Raw genomic sequence first — 19,919 nt, forward strand, 5'->3', positions numbered from 1 at the left:
GCCGGAAAGCAGGGGCAAGCGAGGCAGAATTGAGCCTCAGCCCATCGTCGGGATCGAGAACTCGGCGCCTTCCTTGGTGCCGGACGGCCAGCGGGCGGTGACCGTTTTCGTACGGGTGTAGAAGCGGAAGGCATCAGGGCCGTGCTGGTTGAGATCACCGAAGGCGGATTTTTTCCAGCCGCCGAACGTGTGGTAGGCGAGCGGCACCGGGATCGGAACGTTGACGCCGACCATACCGATGTTGATGCGGTTGGCGAAATCACGGGCGGTATCGCCGTCGCGGGTGAAGATGGCGGTGCCATTGCCGTACTCGTGGTCCATCGCCAGGCCAAGCGCTTCCTCATAGGTATTGGCGCGGACGGTGGAGAGGACGGGGCCGAAGATCTCCTGCTTGTAGATTTCCATGTCGCGAGTGACGTTGTCGAAAAGGCAGGCGCCGACGAAAAAGCCTTCCTCGTAGCCCTGCATGCTGAACCCTCGCCCATCGACCACCAGTTTTGCGCCTTCCTCTACCCCCTTGTCTACAAGGCCGAGAACACGACGCTTGGCGTCGGCGGTGACAAGCGGGCCGAAATCGACATCGTCGCCGGCGGTGAAGGGTCCGATCTTGAGAGCTTCGACGCGCGGTGTCAGTTTCTCGATCAGGCGATCGGCGGTTTCCTCGCCCACGGGTACGGCGACGGAAATGGCCATGCAGCGCTCACCCGCCGCGCCGAAACCGGCACCGATGAGGGCATCGGCGGCCTGATCCATGTCCGCGTCGGGCATGATGATCATGTGGTTCTTCGCGCCGCCGAAGCACTGGACGCGCTTGCCGTTGGAACAGCCGCGCCCGTAGATGTATTCGGCGATGGGTGTGGAGCCGACGAAACCGACCGCGGCAACGGTTTCGTTGTCGAGAATGGCGTCTACGACTTCCTTGTCACCGTTGACGACCTGAAGAACGCCGTCGGGCAGGCCGGCCTCCTGCATCAGTTCGGCAAGCATCAGCGGCACGGAAGGATCGCGTTCCGACGGTTTGAGAATGAAGGCATTGCCGCAAGCGATGGCCGGGCAGAACTTCCACATCGGAATCATGGCCGGGAAGTTGAACGGGGTGATGCCGGCAGCGACGCCGAGGGGCTGACGCATGGAGAACATGTCAATGCCGGGACCGGCGCCATCGGTGAACTCTCCCTTCAGGAGATGTGGGGCGCCGATGCAGAACTCCGCCACTTCGAGGCCGCGGATGACATCGCCCTTGGCGTCGGGCAAGGTCTTGCCGTGTTCCCTGGAAAGGGCCTCGGCCAGTTTGTCCATGTCGCGGTGAAGAAGATCGACGAACTTCATCAACACGCGGGCGCGGCGCTGCGGGTTGGTGGCAGCCCAGGCGGTCTGGGCGGCCGCAGCCGAGGCGACGGCGGCATCGAGTTCGGCTTTCGAGGCGAGGGGCACACGGGACTGAACCTCGCCGGTGGCGGGGTTATAGACATCGGCGAAGCGACCGGATGTGCCCTTGACGTGTTTGCCGTCGATGAAATGGGTAAGGTCTTGCATGGCTGTCTCCCTTTGTTTGAGGGCGTTATAGTCTTGCAGTTTTCCCGGTAAAAGAGGCAGATTGCCAAAAGTGTTTTGCAAAAATGCAAGGATGAGCCGATGGACTGGGACGATCTGCGAGTATTTCTGGCCGTGGCTCGGGCGGAAAGCCTGACAGGTGCCGGCAAGCGCCTGCGGCTCGACCCGGCGACAGTGGGGCGCCGGGTGCAGCGGCTGGAGACGGCGCTTGGCGCACGGTTGTTCACCAAGTCGCCGCAGGGCTATGGCCTCACGGAGACAGGCCAGCGGCTGCTGGGTGAAGCGGAAACGGTGGAAAGGGGCGTGCAGGGGGCGCTGGCCGAGGCGCAGGAGCCTGAGCGGGTGTTGTCCGGCACGATCCGACTTGGGGCGCCGGATGGGTGTGCGACCTATATCCTGCCACAGGTCGTGGCGCAGATCGTGGCCGAGAACCCGGAACTGGATGTGCAACTCGTGGCGCTGCCTCGGGTGTTCAACCTGTCGAAGAGGGAGGCGGACATGGCGATTGCCGTGTCGCCACCGACGGCGGGTCGGTTGACGGTGCAGAAACTGGCGGCCTATCGGCTGTGGTTGGGCGCGTCGGAGACCTACATCGCGCAGCACGGGGGGCCGTCACGCCTTTCGGACCTGCCGAAGCACAGGATCGTGGGCTATATCCCGGACATGATCCATGATCGGGCACTGGACTATCAGGGTGAGTTGGGCACCGAGCGGGTGGTGCTGGCCTCGAACTCCGTACCGGTGCAGCTGGCATGGATACGTACGGGGGCAGGTTTGGGAATCGTGCATGGATTCGCGTTGCCATTCGCGCCGGAGGTTCGGCGCATTCTGCCCGAAGCCTTCGAACTGACGCGCCAGTTTTTCCTGATCCGCCATGCCGATGACCGGCGGGTGGAGCGGTTGCGACTGTTTGCCGACAAGCTGGCTGTCGGGGTTCGGCGGGAAGTCGCGCGACTTGAGGCTTTGGTATCGGATGGCCCCGTCTCTCTTGACAGGACAGGTGACGAGGGGGACGCTGACGGGATAGATCGCTATCATTGAGGAGGCGCGAATGACTGTTCGCCATATTCTGAGCTCCAAGGCTGCGCATGACATTTTGACGATCAAGCCCGATGCGTCGGTTTCCGAGGCAGCGCGGGTGCTTTCCGAAAACCGCATCGGCGCGTTGATTGTCTCCAAGGACGGTGCTTCGCTGGATGGGATGCTGTCCGAGCGTGACATCGTGCGCGAACTGGGCAAGCGCGGAACCGAATGCCTCGACGATCCCGTATCGGCACTGATGACTGCCAAGGTTGTAACCGCGAAGCCGGATGACGTGACGGTTCAGGCGTTGTCCAAGATGACGGAAGGGCGTTTTCGGCACCTGCCGGTCATGGAAGACGGCAACCTTATCGGTGTGATCTCGATCGGCGATGTGGTGGCGTTCCGCATCAAGGAAATCGAGCACGAGAACCAGAACCTGACGGACATGATCGTCGGCCACGGCTGAAAAACAGCGGCCTCGCCGTAGATGGCTGGTGATTGCGACGAGAGGCGGTGCCCCGGTCCTCGTTATTGCTGATATTTTCGCTTGGTCTGCCGCTTGCTACCGCCTCCGTAGCGGAAGACGTGCGAAGGTGTTGCCACATTTCAGATGAACCGCGCGGTAGAACCGTGTTGGGCTTGACGGTGCTTCGGTAATATTGTTGCGTTGCAAAAAAGTTTTGCAGGGAGAAATGGCATGCGCATCGGGCTCTATCCCGGAACATTCGATCCGGTGACGCTTGGCCATACTGACATCGTGCGCCGGGCCTGCATGTTGGTTGACAGGCTGGTGATCGGGGTAGCGATCAATCGCGACAAGGGGCCCATGTTCACGCTGGAGGAGAGGGTGGCGATGATCGAGGCCGAGTGTGGCCCGATTGCCAAGGCCACGGGCACCGAGATCGTGGCGCATCCTTTCGAAAACCTGTTGATCGACTGCGCGGTGGATGTGGGAGCATCGATTATCGTGAGGGGACTGCGGGCCGTTTCCGATTTCGAGTACGAGTTTCAGATGGTCGGCATGAACCGCGCAATGCGCGATGACGTGGAAACGGTTTTCCTGATGGCAGACGCGCATCATCAGGCCATTGCCTCGCGACTGGTCAAGGAAATCGCGCGACTGGGTGGTGATATCACGCCTTTCGTGCCGAAGCCCGTTGCCGCGGCACTTGCGCAGAAACTCCGGGGTTGAAAACGCCAACGAGCGCTGCCTGTATGGCGGTGAGCAAGTGACGGAGCCTGAACCTTGGACCCCCAGCATGAACATCGACCGCCGCGGATAGGTGTGGTTCTCGGGGCTGGCGTCGCCCGCGGCTGGAGCCATATCGGCGTGTTGAAGGCGCTGGACAGGCTGGGAATCAAGATCCATGCCGTTAGCGGTGCGTCGAGCGGCGCATTGGTTGGTGCGTCCTACGCTACGGGGCGCCTTGGCGTGCTGGAGGACCTGGCGGCCGGCATGACACAGCGTGGGATGCTGCGCTTTCTCGATGTAAGTCTGTCGCGCGGCGGCATGATCGAGGGCAAGTGGATCCTCGATTTCATGCGCGACAAGATCGGCGATATCCGCATCGAGGAGGCGCGGTTGCGTTTCGGTGCGGTGGCTACAGCCTATGGTCAGGGTAACGAGGTGTGGTTCACCTCCGGCTCGATAGTCGATGCGGTTCGGGCCTCAATTGCGCTGCCGGGGCTGCTGACGCCAGTCTGGTTGCGGGGACGGTGGATGTTGGACGGAGCGGTGTCCAACCCGCTGCCGGTTGCGCTGTGCCGGGCCCTTGGGGCGGAAGTGATCATCGCGGTCAACACCTCCGGCGACGCGGCGCGTGAGGCCAGGGCCGTCGTCGAACTGGCGACGACCGAGGAAGATGCGCCGGACGTCGGCTCAAGCTGGCTGAACTGGCTGTCGGGTGGAAAGGGCAGGGAAGCCGCGCTTCCCAAGCGGCCCGGTTCCATCGACGTACTGGGCGATGCAATATTCAGCATGCAGGGTTTCGTGACGCGGGTTCGGCTGGCGGCGGACCCCCCGAGCATCGTGCTTACGCCATCGCTGTCCGAAATCGGCATCATGGATTTTCACAAGGGCAGCGCGGCCATTGCGGCGGGCGAGGCGGCGGTGAAGGCAGCGGAAAGCCGCCTGTTGGCGCTGACACATACACCGCCGGGGGCGCCTGCCACCGAATAATCGCGTCGATGGCTTTCCCTTCCTCCGCGGTGTCGATAAGTTCCGGGCAAACCAAAGAGGAGGGCCCTATGGCCGAGATCAAAGACCCCGAAAACTCCATCATCATCACTCTGAAGGACGGTGAAGTGGTGCTGGAGTTGCTGCCGGACGTGGCGCCGAAACACGTGGAGCGGATCAAGACGCTGGCGCGTGATGGCAAATACGACAACGTCGCCTTCCACCGGGTGATTCCGGGGTTCATGGCGCAGACTGGCGATGTCGAGAACGCCAACATGGAAAAGGACTACAATCCGGGACGGGCGGGAACCGGTGGCAGCGACCTGCCGGATCTGCCGGCCGAATTCAGCAAGCTGCCGTTCGACCGGGGCGTGTTGGGGATGGCGCGTTCCTCAAACCCCAATTCCGGTAACAGCCAGTTCTTCATCATGTTCGACGAAGGGCATTTCCTGAACGGCCAGTACACGGTTTTTGGCCGGGTTCTCAGCGGAATGGAATTCGTCGACAACATCGAGAAGGGCGAACCGCCGCGCAACCCGGACCGGATGGTTACGGTGCGCATCGCCGCGGATGTGGCGGCATGATCCGCCGCGTTTTTCTGGGTCTTGCGGCCTCTCTCTTCGCGGCTGCTGCATGGGCGCAGGATGCGGAGAACGTCATGCTGATCGATGTCGAGGGTGGTGCCAGCGGCACTATTGCCATCGAACTTCTGCCGGACCTTGCGCCGTTGCATGTGGAGCGGATCAAGACCCTGGTCCGCGAAGGTGCCTACGATGGCGTTGCCTTTCATCGCGTTATCGAAGGTTTCATGGCGCAAACCGGTGACGTTGAGTTCGGCACGCGCGATGCCTATGGCAATGGCCGTGCCGGCACCGGTGGTTCCGACTATCCGGACGTGCCGGCGGAGTTTACCGCCACGCCGTTCGACCGCGGTGTCGTTGGCATGGCGCGGTCCCAGAACCCGAACTCCGCCAATAGCCAGTTCTTCATCATGTTCGAGAACGGGCATTTTCTGAACGGTCAGTATACCGTGTTCGGACGGGTGATCGAAGGACAGGACGTGGTAGACGCCATAACCAGGGGCGAGCCGCCGCGGGAGCCGGATTACATGACCAATGTGCGGATCAAGGCTGACGGCTGATCCGACCTTCAGTATGAATGAAAAAAGCGCGCCATGTCCTTGGCGCGCTTTTGTTTTTTGCTGATGTCCTCAATTTCCGCCGACTGTCAGATAACAGGTGGAAGGGTCAATCAGGCATGTGGACAATCATTTCCATTTCCACTTGGTAGTCCGGCGCAGCGAGGGCTGACACGCCGATGCCTGTAAGGCTGGGTTGGACACCGTTGAAGGCGGCGAGGAAGGCAGGCATCGCCGCTTCCAGCCGATCAGGTGTGAGGTCGACGACATAAAGGCGGACCATGGCAATGTCGGCCACGGAGGCGCCGATGGCCGTGAGCGCTGTGTGGGCATTGGCGCCGACAATTTCCATCTGAGAAGCCAGATCACCCGGTACGGGGCCTCCGTCGGCCGGTATGGCGACCTGGCCCGAGATATAGGCCGTGCGGCCCGGAGCGGTGATCGAAATCTGGGAATAGCCAATTTGGGAAGCATCGGGGAGGCCGGCAGGGTTCAAACGGATGATAGGCTGTGGCATGAGGAACCTGTGATGTATTGGAATGGTGTATTTTTGAAGTGAGTAACTCTGCAAACGTAGAGGAAGGCTGTCAATGACGGAGTTGAACCGACGGGATGTGATACTTGACGGTGTCATTTCGGTGCTGGCGGAGCGTGGTTTGGCCGGGGTGACGCATCGGGCGGTCGATCAGGTGTCCGGTTTGCCGCAAGGCTCCTGCACCTACTATTTCCCCCGGAAAGCTGATCTGCTGGTGGCTGTCTCTGCGCGTCTGGTCGGTCTTCTGGAAAAGGACTGCGACGAGTTGCAGGTTGGCTTCGCGGATATCGTGGCCCGGGAGGGCATGGAGGCGGGCGTGTCCTTCGTGGCCGACGAGGTGGTTGCCTACGCCGAGGTCCACCGTCACCTGTTTCTGGCCCGCATCGAACTGACACTGGCAGCGTCGAGACTGCCGGAACTGGCTGGCGTCAGTGCCGAACTGACGGCGGCAGCACGGCGCCCGATCGCCTTCTTTCTGCAGTTGATCACCGACGGGCGCCATGATGTCCCGATTGCGACCTGTGCGGGGCTTATTGACGGAATCGGGCTGATGCATGCAACGGGACAGGGGCCAAAACCGACGGCCGAACAGGTGGCCGCCGTGTTTCGCTCGGTGCTGTGAGGGCGGTTGTCAGGTGATCATTCCAACCAGCTTGTCGCGGATACGCTTGCGGATCATGTCGATGTGCAGTCTGGCGGTGTAGGCATAATCGCGGAACGCGAGGGGCAGGTCGAGATTGGCCAGTTCCCAATCCAGCGCCTCCAGTTTTTCGTCCAGCGTTTCGAGATCCTTTCGGTCGGCGTCCTGCCGAGCCTGAGCGTCTATGCGCCGGATTTCCGAGTAGTGGCGCCAGACGCGCGAACGCATCCGCCAGCGGTAGAGGCCAGGCAGAATGCGAAAGAGCGGGATCAGCAAAAACAGGAGTGGCAGGAGCAGGATCAATACGCGATTGATCTGGGCGGTGACCCAGTAGGGAAGGTATTGCTGTAGGGTGCTGGTGCCGTTGTTGAGCAAATCACGGGCATAGATGTCCGCCGGAGCGGGCAGGCCCTCTGATGAAGGAAACTTGTTAAGTTCGGTCAGGGCGTCGCGCCCGTAATGGATGCGGCGGGCGGCCTCGACAAGGCGGTCGACCAGCGCGGGGTGGAGGGTATCGCGGGCGCTGAGGCGGGCGACCATGACGATGAGGTCGATGTCGCGAGGCGGCACCGTCGGCGACAGGCTGATGGAGCCGGCGTTCAGGGTGGCAACCCGGGATTGTGGCAGGCTGTGGGAAATTGCCGGCGTGTGGCGCAGGGCCAGCAGCCGGGTTTGCGGGGACGCGAACAGTGGCTCCAGATACGGCGCAGTGAGCGGGGCGACGAAGAGGGCGACGTCGATGTCGCCGCCGAGCAGGGCTGTGGCAGCGGCGCTGCCGCCGCGTGGATCGCGGAACACGTCCTCCGGCCCGAGATCGGCAGCGGCGAAGAAGGTCTCTGCGGCGGCGCGGGTGCCGGAACCTTCGCTGCCTATGGCGATGGAAAGGTTGCCCCATTCTCCCGGGTTGGCGGGGATGTCAGCGTCGGCTCGGACGAAAACAAAGAGCGGTTCGTAGAAGATCGCGGCAATCGCCTCCGATTCCGGAACGGTCGGGATGCCGCCTTGCAGCAAAGCAATGTCGGCGCGGCCGTCATCCAGCATCCTTGCATTCTCCACTGATCCTTCGCTGTCGAGGATGATGAGGTCGATGCCATCTTCGGCGAGGATTTCGCGGTATTGGCGCGCGATGCGGGCGTAGCCGCCTTCCGGCGGGCCGGCGGCGAAACGCGCGCTGCTCGGAGGCAGAAGGTCACGGGCGATGAACCAGATCAGCGCAACGGCAATCATGACGGAAAGAATACTGAAAAAGACCCGCATGACGCCCTTTCGTGGCTATATGGGTCTTATCCTAGGTGCGTATGATGCTTCGGCAAGCGTTGGGGCTGAGAAAGCCTGTTCGTGTTGCCCTTGAGGTAAGCGGGCTTTCAACGAAAACGGGCGGCAGTGACCTGCCGCCCGTTCGGGATGTATCCGGGATGAAGTAGCCTCAGGCTTCTTCTTCGCCCTCGTCTTCGTTGTCGGACTCGTTGGCCGGCGTAACCAGATCGTCGTCCTCGTCGAGTGCGGCGGCACCGACCTCGTCAAAGAGTTCGGCGATGTCGAATTCCGCTTCGGCGTCGGCCTCGGCCTGGAGTTCCTGAATGGTCTTGCCGGAGGCCTGAAGTTCGGCCTCTTCCTGCGAGCGGGCGACGTTGATCGTGATTTCGACCTCTACCTCGGGGTGGAGTGTAATCTCCACACCGTGCAGACCAAGTTCCTTGATCGGGTTCGGCAGGATGATCTGCTTCTTGTCGACGGAGAAACCTTCCGCGGTGGCCGCATCCGCGATGTCGCGGGGCGTGACCGAACCGTAGAGGGCACCGGCGTCGGAGGCGGAGCGAATCACGATGAACTGCTGGCCGCCGAGCTTGGTCGCCAGTGCGTCGGCTTCCTTCTTGGTTTCGAGGTTGCGCGCCTCGAGCTGAGCTTTCTCGGCTTCGAACCGGGCCATGTTGGCTTCGGTTGCGCGGAGTGCCTTGCCCTGCGGCAGGAGAAAGTTGCGGGCGTAGCCCTGTTTGACGTTCACCACTTCGCCCATCTGGCCGAGCTTGGCGACACGTTCGAGAAGTACGACTTCCATTGGTCTCTCCTTACTTCACGACATAGGGCAGAAGGGCGAGGAAGCGGGCGCGCTTGATCGCGCGGGCCAGTTCACGCTGCTTCTTTGCCGATACGGCGGTGATGCGGCTGGGGACGATCTTGCCACGCTCCGAAATGTAGCGCTGAAGGAGTTTGACATCCTTGTAGTCGATCGTCGGTGCATTGTCGCCCGAGAAGGGGCAGGACTTGCGACGGCGGAAAAACGGTTTGTTTGCCATGACTTGTGATCCCTTTCTCAGTTCCGCGGACGGTCGTCGCGACGGGGGCCGCGCGAGCCGCGCTCATCCTTGGCGTTCTTCGCCTGGACGACGGCGGACGGGCCTTCCTCGTGCTTTTCGACCTTGATGGTCATCACGCGCATGACGTCGTCATGGAGACGCATCAGGCGTTCCATTTCCTGCACGGCAGGCGCCGGGCTGTCGGATTTGACGAAGGCGTAATGGCCCTTGCGGTTCTTGTTGATCTTGTAGGCCATTGTCTTGAGGCCCCAGTACTCGGTATCGACGACCTTGCCGCCGTTGTCCGAGAGGACTGTGCCGAAGTGTTCGATCAGACCTTCGGCCTGCGCGTTGGAAAGGTCCTGACGCGCGATAAACACGTGCTCGTAGAGCGCCATGAGATCACCATTTTCAAGCGTGCTTCACCATGCCGGCTTGCTCTTTCCGCCCGGCATCCGAGGGGCATCGCGGGATTTGAAGAGATGCGGAAAGAGTGGGCTTTATACGGGTTTCGCGAAGGATGGCAAGAGCTGGGTTTGGTATGGTTTGCGTATGGTTTTGGTATGGGCGAATGCCGGACCTCATTGCGGGATTGGAACAACGTAAATCTGGCGAGGAAGAAGGAGTGCGGCAGGTGCCCGCAAGCCGATCGCGAGGTTGTGCTATAAGGGCCGCCCTGATGAGCGCTTGCGGTCGGCGGGTGGCTTCCGGCTGGACGCACCGGTGTGCAATCGTTAAACCCGGCGCAAACTGACAGGGAGAGATGCAGATGAGCCGAGCATTCGTGTTTCCGGGGCAGGGAGCCCAGACCATCGGGATGGGGCGTGACCTGGCGGAGGCCTATCCAGCCGCGCGGGCCGTGTTCGAGGAGGTTGACGAGGCTCTCGGCGAAAAGCTCTCAGCCCTGATCTGGGACGGCGACACGGAAACGCTGACGCTGACCGCCAATGCGCAGCCGGCGTTGATGGCGACCTCGATTGCCGCGATGGCAGCACTGGCAGCCGAGGGCGTGCATGTGGAGAGTGCCGCATTCGTGGCTGGCCATTCGCTGGGTGAATATTCGGCACTGTGTGCCGCCGGTGCGCTTTCGCTGGCGGATACTGCACGCCTGCTGCGAGCCCGGGGCCTGGCGATGCAGGCAGCGGTGCCGGTGGGCGAGGGCGCAATGGCCGCCGTGCTGGGGCTCGACCTTGCCGGGGTCCGCGAACTGGTGGCGGAGGCGGCGGGCGGGCAATGCCTGCAGGCCGCCAATGACAACGACCCCGGCCAAGTGGTGATTTCCGGGTCGAAGGCTGCGGTGGAGCGGGCGGTCGAACTGGCAAAGCCGAAGGGCGCCAAGCGGGCGATGCTGTTGCCGGTGAGCGCGCCGTTTCACTGCCGCCTGATGCAGCCGGCCGCCGATGTGATGGCCGAAGCGTTGTCCCATGTCGATATCGAAGATCCGAAGGTGCCGGTGGTGCAGAATGTCTGTGCCCATGCAGTCAGCGACGCGATGGTCATTCGCAATCTGCTGGTCGACCAGGTGACCGGTGCCGTCCGCTGGCGCGAGAGTGTTGCCTGGATGGCGGCCAAAGGGGTGACGGAGTTCGTCGAGGTCGGCGCCGGCAAGGCGCTGAGCGGGATGATCCGCCGGATCGAGAAGGAGGCCGTGACCCATGCGGTGGGCACGGCCGAGCAGGCGAGAGCGTTCGCAGGAGGAACGGCATGAGTTTGGAAGGCAAGGCGGCGCTGGTAACCGGCGCATCAGGTGGCATCGGCGGCGCGATTGCCAAGGCACTGCATGGTGCCGGAGCCAAGGTGGCGCTGTCGGGGACGCGCACTGGCCCGCTGGAAGATCTGGCTGCGGAACTGGGCGAGGGCGCGTTCGTGATGCCCTGCAACCTGTCCGACGCCGAGGCGGTTGCGGCGTTGCCCAAGGATGCGGCGGCGGCGATGGGCAGCTTGGACATTCTCGTCAACAACGCCGGGATGACGAAGGACAACCTGTTCATGCGCATGTCAGACGATGAATGGGCGGATGTGCTGGAGGTGAACCTGACGTCGACCATGCGGCTTTCGCGCGCGGTGATGCGCGGGATGATGAAGGCGCGCTGGGGGCGGATCATCAACATCTCGTCCATTGTCGGCGTCACCGGCAACCCGGGGCAGGCGAACTATGCGGCAGCCAAGGCGGGCGTGATCGGCATGACCAAGAGCATCGCCCAGGAAGTGGCGAGCCGGGGTGTTACGGTGAATTGCGTCGCACCCGGTTTCATTGCCACGGCGATGACCGATGCGTTGAACGACGACCAGAAAGAACGGATTATGGCCGCCATTCCCGCCGGTCGGATGGGCACATCGGAGGAGATCGCGGGGGCGGTTCTGTACCTGGCGTCCGAGAATGCCGGTTACGTCACCGGACAGACCCTGCATGTGAACGGTGGCATGGCGATGATCTGAAGGGCCTTGCGCAGGCGAAACTGCATCCCATTTCTACAGTTGCGATACAGTTTCGGATGAGTAATCCCGCAGTGTCGCAGTGTGATATGGATTGCAATCAGTTAGCGTTTGCCAATATCAGTGAGTATGATATAGCGCCCCGGTGATCGCCGGTGACCTGTTTAGAGGTAGTTGTGCGAACGAATTATCAAGACCCCGGCACCGGCATCATCGGTTGCGGGGAGAACCTAAAGAGCCCGGGACAAGTGGCTAAAGTGTGAGGACATCAATATGAGCGACGTCGCAGATCGTGTGAAAAAGATCGTGGTCGAGCACCTGAACGTGGAAGAAGCCAAAGTTGTCGAAAGTGCTTCCTTCATCGACGATCTGGGCGCTGACAGCCTCGACACCGTGGAACTGGTGATGGCATTCGAAGAGGAATTCGGCATCGAGATCCCGGATGACGCGGCCGAGACGATTCAGACGTTCGGCGATGCCGTGAAGTTCATCTCCGAAGCGGCCTGAAGTTCGCATCGGTTGCTTATCAAGGCGCTCCGTTCTTTCGGGGCGCCTTTTTCGTGACCGAACACCAAAGCTAGCATATCATCGGGAGGAACGATGTCTGATACCTATGAACATTCCGAGCCACTGGGCGTCGGCGCACTGATTTCGAGGACATTCTCTGTATTCTTCAGGCACGTGCTGCTGTTCATGGCCATCGCTTTCGTGCCGACACTTGTCGTCGGCCTGGTTTCGCTGGCGCTGATGCCGGACCTGATGGGCTTCGGCTCGACCGGTGCGATTGATCCGAATTTCACCTTCCCGACGACGGCTTTCGCGATCGTGACGATCCTGTCCCTTGTCGTCTACCTGCTGGTGATCGGCGTATCGACGCTGGCGGCCTATGATGTGAGCCTCGGGCGGCCGACGCAGTTCGGCGCCTATATTTCGCGTACGCTGGCGAGTGCGCTGCCAATCGTGGTGTTGGGACTGGTGTACTACATCCTGATCTCGCTGGGTCTGTTGCTGCTGATCCTGCCGGGTCTGTATATTCTGGCGATGTTCTATGTGCTGGTGCCGGCGATCCTTGTGGAGAGGGCCGGCTTCAGCGGGCTTTCGCGGGCGGCATCGCTTTCCAAGGGATACCGCTGGCCGGTGCTGGGCTCGATCATCGTCGTGTTCCTGCTGACGGTGATCGTTTCGATCATCGTCAACATGGTTGCCGGGGTGGTCGTGGCCATGACGGGAAGCCTGGTGGTTTCCGTTGTCATCCAATCCGTGGTCAACGCGCTGGCCTATGGCCTTACGGCGGTATTCGCGGCGGTGCTGTACGCGCGCCTGCGCGAACTCAAGGAAGGTGTCGGCATGTCGGATCTCGTGTCGGTCTTCGAATAACGAAACCTGCGTTTCGTGAAAGAACGTCTGAATGTGGGCGGAGTGGTGGGTGAAACCTTCGGGTTGTTTTTCCGCTCCGCCCATATCTTTTTGTTGCTTCTGATCCTGCCATACCTGCTGCTTGGTATCATCCAGGCGATTTTGTTTGCCGCAGAAATCGGCCCGTCCGGTGCCATGGGCCTGGTGACGTTCGCTTTGTCGCTTCTGATGGGCGTCTGGGTGTTGGCCTCGCTCAGTATGGCAGCGCTTCGCCGTCAGACCCGACAGAGAGTGCAGATATTCTACTGCCTTCGGCGCGGCCTGGTTTACCTGCCGATACTACTTGTCCTTTTTCTCGCCTTCGGCCTCATGATCGGGGTTGCGATCGTAGGGCTGTATTTCCTTTTCGCCGTGGTGGGCCTGACCATGGCCGATTCATCGCTGATCAACAGCCTGATCGTTTTGCCACTGGTGCTGCCTCTAGCGCTTCTGCCGATGGTGGCGATCCTGTATCTTGGCGCGCGGTTCGGACTGTTTGTCACCGTAGCAGTGGCGGAAGGGGCGGGTCTGGCCTCATTGAGCCGTGCCTCGCAACTGACAAATGGGTATCGCTGGCCTGTTTTGGCGGCACTGCTGCTGACGCTGTGCGGCATGCTGGCAATGCTGGCTGTCGTCAGCCTTGTCGTTGGCGTGAGCTACGCCATCCTCCCGGCGCCAAATCTCGGACTTGCGGCCTGGCCAGCGCTGTGGATCTTCATTACCGCCGTAACTACCATAGTTTTCCTTGGCGTTGTCATCGGGCTGCCGGCGGCATTCGGTGCCAGCCTGTACGCGCGGTTACGTCGCCTGCAGGAGGGAATTGACACGGAGGACGTCGCCGCTGTCTTCGAATAGGCAGTGACCGGCCGTGCCTGCTTGCCCACCCTCCGCGTTCTGCTGTAAAGGATTGCGGAAGAAAACAAACGGGGCAACGTGATGCGGCGAGTGGTAGTGACGGGCCTGGGGATGGTGAGCCCCCTGGCGTGCGGCGTGGAAGAAACCTGGAAGCGGTTGCTGGCGGGGCAATCCGGGGCCGGGACGATCACGCGGTTCGATGCCGAGCATCTGGCGACCAACTATGCCTGCGAAATCCCGATGGGTGACGGCAGCGACGGCACTTTCAATGCCGACGACTGGATGGACAGCAAGGAGCAGCGCAAGGTTGACCCGTTCATCCTCTACGCGGTGGCGGCTGCCGACCAGGCTGTGAAGGATGCCGGCTGGACGCCGACGGATACCCATTCGCAGGAGCGCACTGGCGTCATGATCGGTTCCGGAATAGGCGGGCTGACGACGATTGCGAACAATACGCTGATCCTCAAGGAGAAGGGGCCGCGGCGCATCTCTCCGTTCTTCATACCGGCGGCGCTGATCAACCTCTGCTCAGGGCAGGTTTCCATCCGTTATGGCTTCAAGGGGCCGAACCATGCGGTGGTGACGGCATGCTCGACCGGTGCCCATGCGATCGGCGATGCCGCGCGGCTTATCATGCTGGACGATGCCGATGTGATGGTGGCGGGCGGTGCCGAAGCGCCGATCACCGAACTGGGCATCGCCGGGTTCAATGCCTGCAAGGCGCTGTCGACGGCGCGGCGCGATGATCCGCAGGCTGCTTCCCGCCCCTATGACCGGGACCGGGATGGCTTCGTGATGGGCGAAGGGTCCGGCGTCGTGGTGCTGGAGGAATACGAGCATGCCAAGGCGCGGGGTGCGAAGATTTATGCGGAAGTGACGGGCTACGGGCTGTCGGGCGATGCTTACCACATTACGGCCCCGGCTTCTGACGGCGATGGCGGCTATCGCTCCATGCAGGCGGCCCTGAAGCGGGCTGGCATTGCACCGGGCGACATAGATTACGTGAATGCCCACGGTACTTCGACAATGGCGGATACGATCGAACTGGGCGCTGTCGAGCGCTTGCTCGGTGATGCGGCCGCCACCGTGACGATGAGTTCGACCAAATCCGCGACCGGGCACCTGCTGGGCGCCGCCGGGGCGATTGAGGCGATTTTCTCGATCCTCGCCATCCGTGACCAGGTGGCACCGCCGACCCTCAACCTGGACAATCCTGACGTGGAAACGCCCATCGACCTCGCGCCGAAGGCGGCGCGCAAGCGGGAGATCAACGTGGCGCTGTCCAATTCCTTCGGCTTCGGTGGCACGAATGCTTCCGTTGTCTTCGCGAAAGTCCGTGACGCCCAATGACCCGACATCTTGCCGCCAACGGAATGACCTTGCTGATCGCCGTGCTGATCTGCGTGCTCAGCTATCTGGGATGGGCAGCGAGCGAATATGCCAACCGGGCGCAGGTGACTGACGAAGTGATTTTCGAGGTCGAAAGCGGTTCGAACTGGCGGCGCACATCCGAGAAGCTGGAGCGTGAAGGCGTGATTTCATCCAGCTCGATTTTCCGCATCGGATTGCGGTACGACGGGCTGACGGATGAGTTGAAACGCGGAGTCTACGCGGTGCCGGGCGGAGCGACGATGAAAGACATCGCGGCCCTGTTCAGCGAGGGCGGAGCCGGTGGTGCGCGCTATCGCCTGACTTACCTGATCCGGGCCGATGGTGTGGAGGTGCGACTGTCGGATCAGATCGGCAGCGAAGATTTCGCCGGGATGGCGCCGGAAGCGCTGGCCGTGCGGGCAGCGGAACTGGTGGAAAGCAACGAATCCATTTCACTTCGGGTGGCGGTGCCGGAAGGACTTACGAGCTATCAGATCTCGGAGGGACTGAATGCTGTGCCGCTGCTGACCGGCGAGATCGCCGAAGTGCCGGCGGAGGGCAGCCTTGCGCCCAACACCTACGAGGTGCGCGACGGCAAGGCGCGGGAAGAGTTGCTGGCGGAAATGGCAGCGGCCCAGCGGCAGAGGGTGGCTGACGCCTGGGCCGGGCGGGACCTGACAGTGCCTGTGGAATCGCCGGAAGAGTTGCTTATCCTCGCGTCGATCATCGAGAAGGAGACCGGTGTGCCGGAGGAACGCGGCCGCGTCGCCAGCGTCTTCGCCAACCGCCTGGAGCGTGGGATGCGGTTGCAGACCGACCCGACAGTGATCTATGGCCTGACCGAGGGCAAGGGCGCGCTGGGCCGGGGGTTGCGACGGAGCGAACTCGACCGGGCGACGCCCTACAACACCTATATTATCGAGGGCCTGCCTCCGACGCCGATTGCCAACCCCGGTGAACTTGCCATCAAAGCGGCGGCCCAACCCGATACGACGGACTTCCTGTTCTTCGTGGCAGACGGAACGGGCGGCCATGCCTTTGCGCAGACACTTGTGGAACACGAGGAAAACGTGGCGCGCTGGCGCGAAATCGAGGCGAGCCGGGATAACTGAGGCCGGGCAGCGTACGGTGCTTTGCAACCTGAGCGAAAGTATTTGACTTAGCGAACGCCTCAAAGTATAAAACAAGCAAGCTGGAGGAACTGGGCGAGCGGGCATGGAAACATGCGCCGCTCTTTCTGTTTCTGTCTCCCTTTTCTCCATCAGCACAGCCGACAGAGGCGTATCCAATCACATGACCCATTCGGGAAACGAACGAGAGTCCGGCCTGCTCGCAGGCCGGGCGCGCGGTGTTTTGGCGGACATCATCAGGACACTTCAGGCGACGCTGGCCGATCTGCCAGGCGGCCATGAGACCGACCTGGCGGCGCGCCGGCGGGTTGAGCTGCTGAGCAGCTACCAACGACAATTGAAAGCAGTACTGGATCTCGAGGGTTCCCTTGACACAAGCAGCCAAAAAGAAGCCGGCGGGGCAATTGATCTCGATGCCGCCCGAAGTGAAATACGTGAGCGACTTGCTCGGCTCCGCGAGCGCGGCGGAAGTTGATGCCTTTCTCGAGGGGTTGAGTGACAATGCTATCGCGGCCCTGCCTTACCTTTTCGAGCACTGGGCGCATACCGGCCATCAATTGGCGCCGGAGGGCGACTGGGACACATGGGTGATCCTCGGCGGAAGGGGTGCGGGGAAGACACGGGCAGGCGCCGAGTGGGTGCGGATGCAGGTGGAAGGGCCCGGCCCGCTGGACGCCGGTCGCTGCCGGCGGGTTGCGCTGATCGGCGAGACCTATGATCAGGCGCGGGACGTGATGGTCATGGGCGACAGTGGTGTCCTTGCCTGCGTGCCGCCGGACAGGCGCCCCAAGTGGGAGGCTGCCCGCAGACGGCTCGTCTGGCCGAACGGAGCCGAGGCTGTCTGTTTTTCCGCTTCCGATCCGGAGGCGTTGCGCGGGCCGCAGTTCGATTGTGCATGGGCCGATGAACTCGGGAAATGGACCAAGGCGGAGGACGCCTGGGATATGTTGCAGTTTTGCCTGCGCCTGGGGGACGATCCCCGTCAGGTCATCACGACAACACCGCGGGACACACCGTTGCTGCGGCGTGTCCTGGAGGCGCCGCGAACGGTGAGGACCAGTGCGCCGACATCGGCCAATGAGGCGCATCTGGCGCGGGGCTTCGTCGAGAAGGTTACGGCCCGCTATGCCGGTACGCGGTTGGGGCGACAGGAGCTTGATGGCGAGATGCTGGAAGGGGCCGAAGGGGCGCTGTGGTCGCGGGTGGCACTTGATGATTTGCGATGCGAAGTTGCGCCGGTGCAGGACCGGCTGGTTGTCGCGGTCGATCCGCCGGTAACCACGGGCAAGTCCTCGGACGAATGCGGGATCATCGTCGTGTCGGTCAAGTGGGATGGGCCGCCGCAGGCGTGGAAGGCGACGGTGCTGGAGGATGGCAGCCTGCAAGGCGCGAGCCCACAGGAGTGGGCGGCGCAGGCAGTGCGTTTGCTCCACAAGTGGAAGGCTGACAGGCTGGTGGCCGAGGTCAATCAGGGCGGTGAACTGGTGGAAAGCCTGCTGCGCCAGATCGACCCGCTGGTGCCCTATCGGGCAGTGCGTGCAAGCCGCGGCAAGATCGCCCGCGCCGAGCCCGTTGCGGCACTTTACGAACAGGGGCGCGTCGCGCATATGCCGGGACTGGCGGCGCTGGAAGATCAGATGGTGCTGATGACATCCCGGGGCTACGAAGGCTCCGGTTCTCCTGACCGCGTGGATGCGCTGGTCTGGGCGTTGACCGACCTTGTGATCGAGCCCGCCGCAGCCTGGAACGCGCCACGGGTGCGGGGACTTTAATTTTTTCTGCCGCCGGCGGGACCCATCGCGGACAAGATTTTCCCGGTGCCTTCTGTCGCTGACTATTCCCGCCGTCGGCTGCGTTGCAGCGGCATTTTGCGGGCGGCACAGGCATATTTCGGACCGCCGCAACCCGGCGCGTCCTCATTTTCATGACAGGAGCGGGGCCGTATGGTTTTCAATCTCTTTCGCAGGGCCGATGAAAGCGTGGGCGAGACCAAGGCGTCGGCGGCTGCACCGGTGATCGCGTTCCATGGCAGCGGCCGCGTAGCGTGGACGCCGCGAGACAGCGGATCACTGACGCGCAACGGCTTTGCCGGCAACCCCGTTGGCTTTCGCTGTGTGAAGATGATCGCGGAAGCGGCGGCGGCACTACCACTCGTTGTACAGGACGATAAGGCGCGCTACACGGAGCATCCGCTGGCGCGGCTCATGGCCTCTCCCAATCCGGGGCAGGGCGGTGCGGCGCTGCTGGAGGCATTCTATGGCCAGTTGCTGCTGACTGGCGACGGCTACTTCGAGGCCGCGGGCGAGACGCCCGAAGAGACCCCGAGCGAAGTTTTCGTGCTGCGATCGGACCGGATGCGGGTGATCCCCGGAGCTGATGGCTGGCCGGTTGCCTACGAGTATGCGGTTGGCGCCCGAAAGCATCGCTTCGACATGCGCGGCGGCTTTGCGCCGGTGTTGCATGTGCGCAATTTCCATCCTCATGATGATCATTACGGCCTGTCGGCGATGCAGGCGGCCGCGGCGGCGCTGGACGTGCACAATGCCGCCTCCCGTTGGTCGAAGGCGCTGCTCGACAATGCAGCCCGGCCGTCAGGCGCAATCGTCTACAAGGGGGCGGACGGGCAGGGGCACATGGGCGCCGACCAGTATTCGCGGCTGGTCGATGAACTGGCCAGCCACCACACCGGCGCCGCGAACGCCGGCAGGCCGATGCTGCTTGAAGGCGGGCTGGACTGGAAGCCGATGGGGTTCAGCCCATCGGACATGGAGTTCCAGAAGACCAAGGAAAGCGCCGCGCGGGAAATCGCACTTGCCTTTGGCGTGCCACCGATGCTGCTGGGCCTTCCGGGAGACAACACTTATGCCAACTACCAGGAGGCAAACCGTGCGTTCTATCGTTTGACTGTGCTGCCGCTTGTAAACAAGACCGTCGCCGCGCTGTCGACCTGGCTGGAGCCACATTTCGGCAAGGATACACGGCTGATGCCGGATCTCGATCAGGTTCCGGCGTTGAGTGGCGAGCGCGAAGCGCAGTGGCGGCGCATTGGTGCCGCGGACTTTCTGACCGACGCGGAAAAGCGCAGCCTGCTTGGTCTGCCGCCGCTCGCTGATCAGCGGTGAGCGAGACGCGCACCCGGGGTGGCGGGTCGCGCTTCCTCTATGAACCTTTCGACCGGGCGAGCGCGCGGCTGGAAGCGCATGAGCGGGTGACTGACGAACGCTGGATCGCGTTGGAGCGGCGGCTGGAACAGATCGAGACAGGACTGGAGCGGCTTGAGCGCCGTCTTTGGTTTGCCGTTTTCGGTTGTGCCGCATTTCTGGCCGCCGATGTCGCCACCCAATTCCTAACATTCAAATCGTGACTGGA

Annotated in this window: 24 protein-coding genes; 18 read left to right on the forward strand and 6 right to left on the reverse strand. The window is 62.3% G+C overall.

Annotated elements, in window-relative coordinates; translation table 11 throughout:
- Window positions 1–36: 36 nt before the first annotated feature.
- On the reverse strand, window positions 37–1,536 hold the full coding sequence (locus tag GO499_RS04650) for a CoA-acylating methylmalonate-semialdehyde dehydrogenase (RefSeq protein ID WP_161861097.1): 1,500 nt from the start codon (window positions 1,534–1,536) through the stop codon (window positions 37–39).
- Between the two features lie 99 nt (window positions 1,537–1,635).
- On the opposite strand from GO499_RS04650, the gene GO499_RS04655 reads away from it, so the two are divergent.
- The 6 genes from GO499_RS04655 (at window position 1,636) to GO499_RS04680 (ending at window position 5,894) form a co-directional block, all read left to right on the forward strand.
- Window positions 1,636–2,595, forward strand: a complete 960-nt coding sequence (locus tag GO499_RS04655) for a LysR family transcriptional regulator (RefSeq protein WP_161861098.1) — start codon at window positions 1,636–1,638, stop codon at window positions 2,593–2,595.
- Window positions 2,596–2,605: 10 nt separating this feature from the next.
- Window positions 2,606–3,043, forward strand: a complete 438-nt coding sequence (locus tag GO499_RS04660) for a CBS domain-containing protein (protein WP_161861099.1) — start codon at window positions 2,606–2,608, stop codon at window positions 3,041–3,043.
- 231 nt (window positions 3,044–3,274) lie between these two features.
- Complete coding sequence (coaD, locus tag GO499_RS04665) at window positions 3,275–3,769, forward strand: pantetheine-phosphate adenylyltransferase (protein WP_161861100.1); 495 nt, start codon at window positions 3,275–3,277, stop codon at window positions 3,767–3,769.
- A gap of 54 nt (window positions 3,770–3,823) precedes the next feature.
- Entirely contained in the window at window positions 3,824–4,756 is a 933-nt protein-coding gene (locus tag GO499_RS04670; RefSeq protein ID WP_161861101.1) for a patatin-like phospholipase family protein, read from the forward strand.
- A gap of 68 nt (window positions 4,757–4,824) precedes the next feature.
- Window positions 4,825–5,337 carry a peptidylprolyl isomerase gene (locus tag GO499_RS04675; RefSeq protein WP_161861102.1) on the forward strand — a complete coding sequence of 171 codons (513 nt, stop codon included), beginning with the start codon at window positions 4,825–4,827 and terminating at the stop codon, window positions 5,335–5,337.
- Complete coding sequence (locus tag GO499_RS04680; protein WP_161861103.1) at window positions 5,334–5,894, forward strand: peptidylprolyl isomerase; 561 nt, start codon at window positions 5,334–5,336, stop codon at window positions 5,892–5,894. The genes GO499_RS04675 and GO499_RS04680 overlap by 4 nt, the downstream gene beginning before the upstream one ends.
- Before the next feature lie 106 nt (window positions 5,895–6,000).
- Here GO499_RS04680 and GO499_RS04685 read toward each other — a convergent pair whose 3' ends face one another.
- Window positions 6,001–6,408 (reverse strand): RidA family protein, encoded by a 408-nt coding sequence (locus GO499_RS04685; protein WP_161861104.1) that lies wholly within the window; start codon window positions 6,406–6,408, stop codon window positions 6,001–6,003.
- A 73-nt stretch (window positions 6,409–6,481) separates the two neighbouring features.
- Between GO499_RS04685 and GO499_RS04690 the strand changes: the two genes are divergently transcribed.
- Complete coding sequence (locus tag GO499_RS04690) at window positions 6,482–7,048, forward strand: TetR/AcrR family transcriptional regulator (RefSeq protein ID WP_161861105.1); 567 nt, start codon at window positions 6,482–6,484, stop codon at window positions 7,046–7,048.
- A 9-nt stretch (window positions 7,049–7,057) separates the two neighbouring features.
- Here the strand turns inward: GO499_RS04690 and GO499_RS04695 are convergent, their stop codons facing one another.
- The 4 genes from GO499_RS04695 to rpsF all read right to left on the reverse strand — a co-directional run bounded on the left by GO499_RS04695 (window position 7,058) and on the right by rpsF (window position 9,761).
- Window positions 7,058–8,323: a TAXI family TRAP transporter solute-binding subunit gene (locus tag GO499_RS04695; protein ID WP_161861106.1), complete on the reverse strand. Its 1,266-nt coding sequence runs from the start codon at window positions 8,321–8,323 to the stop codon at window positions 7,058–7,060.
- Between the two features lie 169 nt (window positions 8,324–8,492).
- Window positions 8,493–9,125: a 50S ribosomal protein L9 gene (gene rplI, locus GO499_RS04700; protein WP_161861107.1), complete on the reverse strand. Its 633-nt coding sequence runs from the start codon at window positions 9,123–9,125 to the stop codon at window positions 8,493–8,495.
- A gap of 10 nt (window positions 9,126–9,135) precedes the next feature.
- Window positions 9,136–9,363 (reverse strand): 30S ribosomal protein S18, encoded by a 228-nt coding sequence (gene rpsR, locus GO499_RS04705; protein ID WP_161861108.1) that lies wholly within the window; start codon window positions 9,361–9,363, stop codon window positions 9,136–9,138.
- Between the two features lie 17 nt (window positions 9,364–9,380).
- Window positions 9,381–9,761 carry a 30S ribosomal protein S6 gene (rpsF, locus tag GO499_RS04710; RefSeq protein ID WP_161861109.1) on the reverse strand — a complete coding sequence of 127 codons (381 nt, stop codon included), beginning with the start codon at window positions 9,759–9,761 and terminating at the stop codon, window positions 9,381–9,383.
- 371 nt (window positions 9,762–10,132) lie between these two features.
- On the opposite strand from rpsF, the gene fabD reads away from it, so the two are divergent.
- The 11 genes from fabD (at window position 10,133) to GO499_RS04765 (ending at window position 19,914) form a co-directional block, all read left to right on the forward strand.
- Window positions 10,133–11,071 (forward strand): ACP S-malonyltransferase, encoded by a 939-nt coding sequence (gene fabD, locus GO499_RS04715; protein WP_161861110.1) that lies wholly within the window; start codon window positions 10,133–10,135, stop codon window positions 11,069–11,071.
- A complete protein-coding gene (fabG, locus tag GO499_RS04720) occupies window positions 11,068–11,802 on the forward strand; it encodes a 3-oxoacyl-[acyl-carrier-protein] reductase (protein WP_161861111.1) in 735 nt (244 codons plus the stop codon). Before fabD ends, fabG begins: the two co-directional genes overlap by 4 nt.
- Window positions 11,803–12,072: 270 nt before the next feature.
- Complete coding sequence (locus tag GO499_RS04725) at window positions 12,073–12,306, forward strand: acyl carrier protein (RefSeq protein WP_161861112.1); 234 nt, start codon at window positions 12,073–12,075, stop codon at window positions 12,304–12,306.
- 93 nt (window positions 12,307–12,399) lie between these two features.
- On the forward strand, window positions 12,400–13,176 hold the full coding sequence (locus GO499_RS04730) for a hypothetical protein (RefSeq protein WP_161861113.1): 777 nt from the start codon (window positions 12,400–12,402) through the stop codon (window positions 13,174–13,176).
- Between the two features lie 15 nt (window positions 13,177–13,191).
- Window positions 13,192–14,049 carry a hypothetical protein gene (locus GO499_RS04735; RefSeq protein WP_161861114.1) on the forward strand — a complete coding sequence of 286 codons (858 nt, stop codon included), beginning with the start codon at window positions 13,192–13,194 and terminating at the stop codon, window positions 14,047–14,049.
- Window positions 14,050–14,130: 81 nt separating this feature from the next.
- Window positions 14,131–15,399, forward strand: a complete 1,269-nt coding sequence (fabF, locus tag GO499_RS04740) for a beta-ketoacyl-ACP synthase II (RefSeq protein WP_161861115.1) — start codon at window positions 14,131–14,133, stop codon at window positions 15,397–15,399.
- A complete protein-coding gene (gene mltG, locus GO499_RS04745; RefSeq protein WP_161861116.1) occupies window positions 15,396–16,532 on the forward strand; it encodes an endolytic transglycosylase MltG in 1,137 nt (378 codons plus the stop codon). The genes fabF and mltG overlap by 4 nt, the downstream gene beginning before the upstream one ends.
- Before the next feature lie 103 nt (window positions 16,533–16,635).
- Window positions 16,636–17,025 carry a hypothetical protein gene (locus GO499_RS04750; protein ID WP_161861117.1) on the forward strand — a complete coding sequence of 130 codons (390 nt, stop codon included), beginning with the start codon at window positions 16,636–16,638 and terminating at the stop codon, window positions 17,023–17,025.
- Complete coding sequence (locus GO499_RS04755; RefSeq protein ID WP_161861118.1) at window positions 16,964–18,322, forward strand: DNA-packaging protein; 1,359 nt, start codon at window positions 16,964–16,966, stop codon at window positions 18,320–18,322. Before GO499_RS04750 ends, GO499_RS04755 begins: the two co-directional genes overlap by 62 nt.
- 171 nt (window positions 18,323–18,493) lie before the next feature.
- Window positions 18,494–19,672 (forward strand): phage portal protein, encoded by a 1,179-nt coding sequence (locus GO499_RS04760; protein WP_161861119.1) that lies wholly within the window; start codon window positions 18,494–18,496, stop codon window positions 19,670–19,672.
- Window positions 19,669–19,914 carry a GTA head formation protein, RCAP_rcc01685 family gene (locus GO499_RS04765; protein ID WP_161861120.1) on the forward strand — a complete coding sequence of 82 codons (246 nt, stop codon included), beginning with the start codon at window positions 19,669–19,671 and terminating at the stop codon, window positions 19,912–19,914. The genes GO499_RS04760 and GO499_RS04765 overlap by 4 nt, the downstream gene beginning before the upstream one ends.
- The last annotated feature ends 5 nt before the right edge of the window (window positions 19,915–19,919 follow it).

The organism is Algicella marina (assembly GCF_009931615.1).
GTDB lineage: Bacteria > Pseudomonadota > Alphaproteobacteria > Rhodobacterales > Rhodobacteraceae > Algicella > Algicella marina.